We start from the raw sequence: 6,300 nt of genomic DNA, 5'->3' as shown, positions 1-6,300 counted from the left end.
GCGGTCCTCCACCACTCCCACTCGGCCGCCGCCACCCCGGCCCACTGGCCCCCGGTCGTGGGCCGGGTCGAGGTGGACGCGTTAACCGACCACCTCGACGACGAGGACGAACTCGCCGCCCGCCTCGCCGACTTCGACATCGTCCTCACCCTGCGCGAACGGGTCCCGTTCCCCGCGACCCTGCTCGAGCGGCTGCCCCGGCTCAGGCTGCTCATCGCCTCCGGCATGCGCAACTCGGTCATCGACTACGCGGCCGCCGCCCGCGCGGGCGTCACCGTCTGCGGCACCGGAAGCGCGAGCACCCCGCCCGTCGAGCTCACCTGGGCCCTGCTGCTGGGCCTCGCCCGCGGGCTGGTGCGGGAGAGTACGGCGATCCGTACGGACGGGCCCTGGCAGCAGACCCTCGGCGCCGACCTGCACGGGCGGCGTCTGGGCCTGCTCGGTCTCGGCAAGATCGGCAGCCGGGTCGCGCAGGTGGGCCTGGCCTTCGGGATGGAGGTGGCCGCCTGGAGCGCCCACCTCACCGCGGAACGCTGCGAGGAGGTGGGCGTGACCCTGGCCCCCTCGAAGGAAGAGCTCCTCGCCGGGAGCGACTTCGTCTCCGTCCACCTCGCCCTGGGCGAGCGCACCCGTGGCCTGATCGGCGCCCCCGAACTGGCCCTCATGCGGCCGACCGCCTACCTGGTCAACACCTCCCGCGCGGCCATCGTCGACCAGGACGCCCTCATCGAGGCGGTCGGCGCGGGCCGTATCGCGGGCGCGGGCCTCGACGTCTTCGACATCGAGCCGCTGCCCGCCGGCCATCCGGTGCGCACGACCCCGGGGGTACTGGCGACCCCGCACCTCGGCTACGTCACGCGGGGCAACTACGCCACGTACTACGGCGACGCCGTCGAGGACATACGAGCCTTCCTCGACGGCGCGCCGGTGCGCGTCCTGCCGTAGGGCAGGACCGCGACGGGCTCAGGACGCCGAGGCGGACGCGGCGGCGGAATCGGAGGGGCTCGCGGACGCGCCCGGCGAAGCGGACTCGGACGGACTCGCCGACGCGCTCGCCGACGGGCTCGCCGAGGAGCTTGCCGAGGAGCTTGCCGAGGAGCTCTGCGAGGCACTGGGCGAAGGGCTCGTGGAGGCGGCACCTGTCGGTGCGCCCGTCAGCACCTCCACCTGGCCGCTGTCCAGCGAGTAGTAGGCGCCCACCACGGCCAGGGAGCCCTTCTTCACCAGGGGAGCCAGATCCGAGTTGGCCCGCAGCTCGTCCGCCGTCACCCTGACCTGGTTGCGGATCATCGTGTCGACGGGGTCGGCGCCCGGGTCCTTGACCGTCAGGTCGTACGCCGGCACCAGCGCCTTCTGGATGGCCTGCAGGTTGCCGGGCAGCGAGCCGCCGTCCCGCAGCGCCTTGTACGCGGCGTCGATGGCCCCGCAGCGCTGGTGCCCGAGGATGAAGATCAGCGGGGTGCCCGCGGTCACCGGACCGAACTCCACCGACCCGGTCACCACCGGGCCGACCGCCTGCCCGCCCGTGCGCAGCACGAACAGGTCGCCGAGCCCGGTGTCGAAGAGCAGCTCCGGCGGCACGCGGGAGTCGATGCACGACAGGATCACGCCGAAGGGATCCTGGGCCTCCGCCACCAGCTGGCGCCGGTACGGATACCGGTCTGGGTGTTTGAGACTGCCGCTCACCCAGCGCTTGTTGCCCTCCATCAGCCGGCTGTACGCGGCTTCGGGAGTGGTGGGCCGAGGCTCCGGTGCGGCGGTCGTGGCCTTGGGGGCGCTCTTCGCCGAGCACCCCGAGAGCACGGCCGCGGCGGCCGCGAGGCCTCCGGTCAGCAAGAACCTGCGGGGCGGAAGTCCTGCTCTGTCCATCGGTCGAACTCCTCAGTGCCGCTCGGACGTATCCGTACGTCCTGACCGAGGCGATTCTTCGGGGTGTGCGGGCCGATCGGGCGGCAGGCACAAGCGGGGGCACCCGGGTTTGCCACCGACGGCCGAACGGGCCCGGGCGCCGGGCCCCGCCCGTCGGGCCGGGCGCCGGCGCGTCGGGCCCGACGGGCGGGGCCCGCGTGACGACCCCGCCTCTCAGGCCCTGCTCAGGGTCCCGCGCGTCAGGACGTGATGTCCTTGCGCGAGAACCCGCGGAACGCGAGCGCGAACAGCACCAGCGCGTACGACACGGACACCGCCGCCCCCTTGACCATCCCGCCCCACTCCAGCTGCGGCTGCAGGGCGTCGGCCCACGCGAACTGCCAGTGCGCGGGCAGGAACTCCCGCCAGGATCCGAGCGCGGTCACCGCGTCCAGGACATTGCCGACGATCGTCAGCCCGACCGCTCCGCCCACCGCGCCGAGCGGAGCGTCCGTCCGCGTCGAGAGCCAGAACGCCAGACCGGCCGTCACCAGCTGCGAGACGAAGATGAACGCCACGGCGATCGCGAGGCGGCCCACCGTGTCCCCGGCCGGCAGGGCGCCGCCCGCCGGGAGCTTGAGCGGCCCCCATCCGTACGCCGCCGTGCCCGCCGCCAGCGCCACCACCGGCAGCAGCACCATCGCCGCCAGGCTGAACCCGAGCGCCACGACCAGCTTGCTCCACAGCAGCCGGGCCCGCGGCACGGGCGAGGCCAGCAGATAGCGCAGCGAGGACCAACTGGCCTCCGAGGCCACCGTGTCACCGCAGAACAGCGCCACCGGAACCACCAGCAGGAACCCTGCCGACACGAACAGGCAGGTGGCGGCGAAGTTCGCGCCCGAGGCCGTCGCCGTGTCGATGAGGGTGATCCGGCCGTTGCCGCCGTCGCGGCTGCCCGGTCCGCCGCCCACGGCGAAGGCGATCATCAGGATGAACGGCAGCGCGGCGAGGATGCCGCCCATCACCAGCGTCCGCCGCCGGCGCCACTGCCGCAGGGCCTCCACGCGCAGCGGGAGCGTCCGGTTGGCCCGGTAGCCCGGAGCCACCTCGCGCACACCGGTCGTCCCGCCGCTCCGGGAGCCTCCGCCGGCCCCGCCCTTCCCGCCGTTCTCCACGTCCGTCACGGCGCTCATGCCGCACCTCCGATCAGGGTGAGGAACGCGTCCTCGAGCCGCCGGTGCGGTCCCACTCCCGACACCGGCACCTCCAGCCGTACGAGTTCGGCGATCAGCGTCGCGGCGCTCGCGCCGTCCAGTCGTACGAGCAGCCCGTCGTCGGCGCTCTCCACGGACTCCACTCCCTCCAGCGCGGCCACCTTCCCGAGCGTCGCCTCGTCCACCGGCCGGGCCAGCGTCACCAGCAGGGCGTCCCCGCCGCCGGTGATCTCCGCGACCTCGCCCGCCTGTACGAGACGGCCCCGGTCCATGACGACCAGGTGCGTGCAGGACTGCTCGACCTCCGACAGCAGGTGGCTGGAGACGATGACCGTCCGTCCGCCCGCCGCGTACCGGATCATCACGTCGCGCATCTCCCGGATCTGCGGCGGGTCCAGACCGTTGGTCGGTTCGTCGAGGATCAGCAGGTCCGGCATGCCGAGCATGGCCTGCGCGATCGCGAGGCGCTGGCGCATGCCCTGCGAGTACGTGCGCACCGCGCGCTCCAGCGCGTCGCCGAGCCCGGCGATCTCCAGGGCCTCCTCCATGTGGGAGTCCTCGGCGGGGCGGCCGGTGGCCTGCCAGTACAGCTCCAGGTTGGCCCGTCCGGTCAGGTGCGGCAAGAATCCGGCACCCTCCACGAACGCCCCGACCCGCGACAGCACGGGCGCTCCGGCCCGTACCGCGTGCCCGAACACCCGGATCTCCCCGGAGTCCGGCGTGATCAGGCCCATCAGCATGCGCAGGGTGGTGGTCTTGCCCGCGCCGTTGGGCCCGAGCAGGCCGAGCACCTGGCCCTTCTCGACACGGAACGACAGGTCCCGTACGGCGTAGCGGTCCTGCGCCTTGGCGTAACGCTTGGTCAGCCCGGTGATTTCCAGCGGTACGTCGGCCAGCGCCGGTTCGGGCTGCGGTGCGCCGCCCCGGAGCGCCCCCGGCCCCCGGCCGGTCCTCCGGATCCCCACCAGCCCCGCGGCCAGCAGCAACGCCCCGAGCGGCATCCCCCAGGTCCAGCCGGGCAGCCCGGAGGACGCCGTCCGCACGCCGCCCGCGACGGGCACGGCCAGCGGACCCTGCACCGAGACGGTGTACGCGGCGGGCGCGGCCGGGGACGCGTACCCCAGATCGGTGGCGGCGACGACGAGCCGCAGCCGGTGCCCGGCCTCGACGGCGTGGTCGATCGCGGGCAGCCGCAGCTCGACGCTCTGCTCCTGCTGGGCGTTCTCCACCCGCAGCGGGGCCACCAGCTGACTGGGCAGCACCTGCTGCCGCCCGTCAGGCCCGACGTCGTAGACCTTGCCGAACAGGACGGCCGAGCCGTCCGCGGCCGTCGACCTCACCTTCAGGGTGACGGTCGGGGTCCCGGTGATCCGTACTTCCTCGGTCAGCGGCTCCGAATCGAAGCGGGCGTTCTGCCCGGGGAAGTCCAGCGAGATCCCGGCTCCGAGGGCGGAGAGCTGCCCGCCGATGCCCGGCAGCGCGGACAGCGCGGGCGGGGCCCCGCCGGCCGGATTGCCGAAGCTCTGCTCCCGGCCGGCCAGGGCGAACTCGCGCGGTCCGGACCGCAGCCCGGGGTAGGTGGAGCCGCTGGCTCCGCGCAGTTTGACCTCGCCGTCCGTGGAATCGATGCCGCCGGAGCGCGAGACGCGGAAGGCGGGGCCGGTGTCCGCGGCCGTGTCTTCCTTGAGGTAGCGGTCGAACCAGGACTTCACCCGGTCCTCGACGCGGTCCGCCTCGCGCATCCCGCCGTCGTGGCCGCCGGCCGCCCAGTCCACCGAGACGGGCGCGCCGTTGGCCGCGATGGCCCTGGCCATGGAGTCGGCCTGGTCCAGGGGGAAGAGGGAGTCGTCCTGACCCTGGACGATCAGGGTCGGCACCTTGATCGCGGAGCCGACCGCGGACGGGCTGCGGCGCTCCAGCAATGTGCGGGCCTCCGCGTCCGGCGCGCCGGCCACCGCGACCCGCTCGTACATGGCGCACAGCTCGGGCTGGAAGCGGCCGCAGCCGGTCGCGGCCGGCGCGGCGGTGTTCGCGTTCGGGGCTCCGGCGGCGCCCGGCTGGATGCCGCCCGCCGAACCGGTGGTGAAGAAGAGGCCCGCCCACAGCTTCTTGAACACCCCGCCCGGGAAGAGCGCGTCCGCGAGGTTCCAGTAGGTGATCGAGGGGGCGATCGCGTCCACACGCGGGTCGTGGCCGGCGGCGAGCAGCGAGATCGCGCCGCCGTACGATCCGCCCGCGACGCCGACGCGCGGATCGCCCGCCGCGTCGAGCCGTACCTCGGGGCGGGCCGCGAGCCAGTCGATGAGCCGGGAGACGTCCTTGACCTCGAACTCGGGGTCGTTCAGCCCGATCTTGCCGCCGGAGCGGCCGAAGCCGCGCGCGGACCAGGTCAGCACGGTGTACCCGTCGCGGGCGAGGCGTTCGGCCTGCGGGCGCATGTCCTCCTTGCTGCCGCCGAATCCGTGCGCGAGCAGTACGGCGGGACGTTTCTCCGGTCCGTCCGGGCCGCGGCTCCCGGAGGTGAAGTACGAGATGTCGATGCCGGCGCCGGGCATGTCCAGCAGGTGATCCTCGCGGTGCACGGCCGGAGCGTCGCCGGCCGCGGCGGTGGCCGTCAGCGTGCCCGCCCCCGCGACGACGGCGAGCGCGGCGGCGCCCGCGAGCAGGCGGCTTCGGCGGCGACGGGGCAGTCGGAGCTTCATACGGGAACCCTAAGCGCCGGGGCCGTGCGGCCCGCGCTCCCGCAGGCTGAACCGCTGACGTCCTCAAGGACTACACCGGCGGCTGCGTGTACCGCGCCTGCGGTACGCGGCGCGGCGGGTGGCGGGGTCGGGCGGTGCCGGCTTTCCCCCACCCCGCCCCTTCCCGAAACCGGGGCTCCGCCCCGGACCCCGCGCCTCAAACGTCGGCGGGGCTGGGTTTTCCAGCCCGCGCGGCGTTTGAGCGCACCGGCGCGGAGCGCCGGTATCGGGTCCGGGCGGAGCCCGGTTTCGGGAAGGGGCGGGGTCGGGGAAAGGCCCCCGCGTGGTGGTCGGCGCCCCGCGGTCATCAGCGGGGGCGTGCTCGGAGCGGGCCGTGTCCTTACCCGGATGCCCCGGCGCCCGGGCTGCGGGGGAACGGGGCCGGCGGGAGGATGGCCGCATGTTGCTCGTCGAGGTCGCACGTGTGTCCCGGGCGGTCGCCGAGGCCTCCGCACGGTCCCGGAAGACCGAGCTCCTCGCGGAGGTGTTCGCGGCCG

Annotated in this window: 4 protein-coding genes; 1 reads left to right on the top strand and 3 read right to left on the bottom strand. The window is 74.2% G+C overall.

Annotation, left to right across the window (positions count from 1 at the left end):
* Positions 1–57 precede the first annotated feature (57 nt).
* Positions 58–945 (top strand): D-2-hydroxyacid dehydrogenase family protein, encoded by an 888-nt coding sequence (locus ACWGDE_RS34635; protein WP_453393030.1) that lies wholly within the window; start codon positions 58–60, stop codon positions 943–945.
* Positions 946–963: 18 nt separating this feature from the next.
* Here the strand turns inward: ACWGDE_RS34635 and ACWGDE_RS34630 are convergent, their stop codons facing one another.
* The 3 genes from ACWGDE_RS34630 to ACWGDE_RS34620 all read right to left on the bottom strand — a co-directional run bounded on the left by ACWGDE_RS34630 (position 964) and on the right by ACWGDE_RS34620 (position 5,764).
* Positions 964–1,869: a carbonic anhydrase gene (locus ACWGDE_RS34630; RefSeq protein WP_453393029.1), complete on the bottom strand. Its 906-nt coding sequence runs from the start codon at positions 1,867–1,869 to the stop codon at positions 964–966.
* Between the two features lie 239 nt (positions 1,870–2,108).
* Complete coding sequence (locus ACWGDE_RS34625; RefSeq protein ID WP_453393028.1) at positions 2,109–3,041, bottom strand: ABC transporter permease; 933 nt, start codon at positions 3,039–3,041, stop codon at positions 2,109–2,111.
* Positions 3,038–5,764: an alpha/beta fold hydrolase gene (locus ACWGDE_RS34620; RefSeq protein WP_453393027.1), complete on the bottom strand. Its 2,727-nt coding sequence runs from the start codon at positions 5,762–5,764 to the stop codon at positions 3,038–3,040. The genes ACWGDE_RS34625 and ACWGDE_RS34620 overlap by 4 nt, the downstream gene beginning before the upstream one ends.
* Positions 5,765–6,300 lie beyond the last annotated feature (536 nt).

The organism is Streptomyces sp. NPDC054956 (assembly GCF_053609185.1).
Note: the sequence above shows the minus strand (reverse complement) of the source record. Positions and strands in the feature narration are given on the sequence as shown.

What these genes read in the sequence shown, in the direction of transcription:
- ACWGDE_RS34630 (WP_453393029.1), bottom strand. Translation starts at nt 1,869, where the DNA reads ATGGACAGAGCAGGACTTCCGCCCCGCAGGTTCTTGCTGACCGGAGGC.
- ACWGDE_RS34625 (WP_453393028.1), bottom strand. Translation starts at nt 3,041, where the DNA reads ATGAGCGCCGTGACGGACGTGGAGAACGGCGGGAAGGGCGGGGCCGGC.
- ACWGDE_RS34620 (WP_453393027.1), bottom strand. Translation starts at nt 5,764, where the DNA reads ATGAAGCTCCGACTGCCCCGTCGCCGCCGAAGCCGCCTGCTCGCGGGC.